This window comes from Phyllobacterium sp. P5_D12 (genome assembly GCF_054049495.1).
In genome coordinates, this window is record NZ_JBFUMG010000980.1 from 1 (window position 1) to 1,024 (window position 1,024).

At 53.1% G+C, this 1,024-nt stretch carries 1 protein-coding gene and 1 pseudogene; one reads left to right on the plus strand and one right to left on the minus strand.

Annotated elements, in window-relative coordinates:
- A pseudogene (locus tag ACXJ5O_RS28135) lies at nucleotides 1–252 on the plus strand (hypothetical protein); the annotation flags it as partial.
- Nucleotides 253–255: 3 nt separating this feature from the next.
- On the opposite strand, the gene ACXJ5O_RS28140 reads toward ACXJ5O_RS28135, so the two are convergent.
- Nucleotides 256–966 (minus strand): LuxR C-terminal-related transcriptional regulator, encoded by a 711-nt coding sequence (locus tag ACXJ5O_RS28140; protein ID WP_457302784.1) that lies wholly within the window; start codon nucleotides 964–966, stop codon nucleotides 256–258.
- Nucleotides 967–1,024 lie beyond the last annotated feature (58 nt).

Below are 1,024 nucleotides of genomic sequence, written 5' to 3' on the forward strand. Positions count from 1 at the left end.
ACGCTTACCTTCGGCCTCGGTGGCGAGTATATACTCGACTGGAATTCAACGCCAAAAGTGATGCTTGATCTGGAATTCAGCAATATGGGCGTGAATGCTTATTTCAGATTGACCCTGTCATCCGATGCAACCGAGATCGACTTGCATCATGTTCGATTCGCCGAAACAGGCAAAAGTCCGGCCGACAATACGGCTCTGCTCGCGGCAGCGTTCGACAACGCCCGGCTGCCACAACTGACTGCACCCAAATAAGTTCTAGAACCTGCTGGCAATGGCTGGCATCTCGATGACGCCCAAGGCAAGCGCTGTCGCCACTGTTGATGTGCGATTGGAGCAACCAAGCTTGTTCTTGGCGTTCTGCAGATAGGTCACTACGGTCCAGCGGGCGATGTTGAGAATCTCGCCAATTTCACCGTCGGTTTTACCGTTGGCGGCCCAGTACAAACAATCCATTTCGCGTTTCGTCAACAGCTTCGCGACGACCGCTGCAAGACCCGGATTACGATTGCCATGAAGCACGTTGTGCAGGCGCGTCGAAACGGTCGCCAACCTCTTTCGCATCCCGTCCACGAATGCAGCTTCATGTGCCGGTTCAATGTCGAAAGTAAAAAGCGTAACGCCGCGAAAACCATGGGCATTCGAAACATCGACCATTAGGTAGAGATTACCCAAACCACGCAACTCGCAATCGCGCAGAAAGTGTCTCGCCTCTAGCGACAATCCCTCTGCTGAGAGGTTGCGGATGGTGCCAGGTGCATTTCCAGTTTGTCTGGATGCCCTTACGGCATGCATGATCGGATCAATCGCGAAGTAGTTCTTGGCTGCATAACGCATCACCCATTTCGTCGGCACAGTGGTGAGCACAGATATATCTGGAGCAGGACCGCGATAAGGGCCAGGCTGATCGCTATGGCCCACATGCGTGATGTGTCGGCAATTCAGCTGCTGCCTGATTCCAACAAGCATTTCAAGGGTGTCGTGCTTGACGGCCCCACTTATAAAACCTTCTTCGAAATCCGGAAAG

Bases quoted from the DNA above. Each gene is read 5' to 3' on its own strand.
- ACXJ5O_RS28140 (WP_457302784.1), bottom strand. From the start codon at position 966: ATGCTTGTTGGAATCAGGCAGCAGCTGAATTGCCGACACATCACGCAT.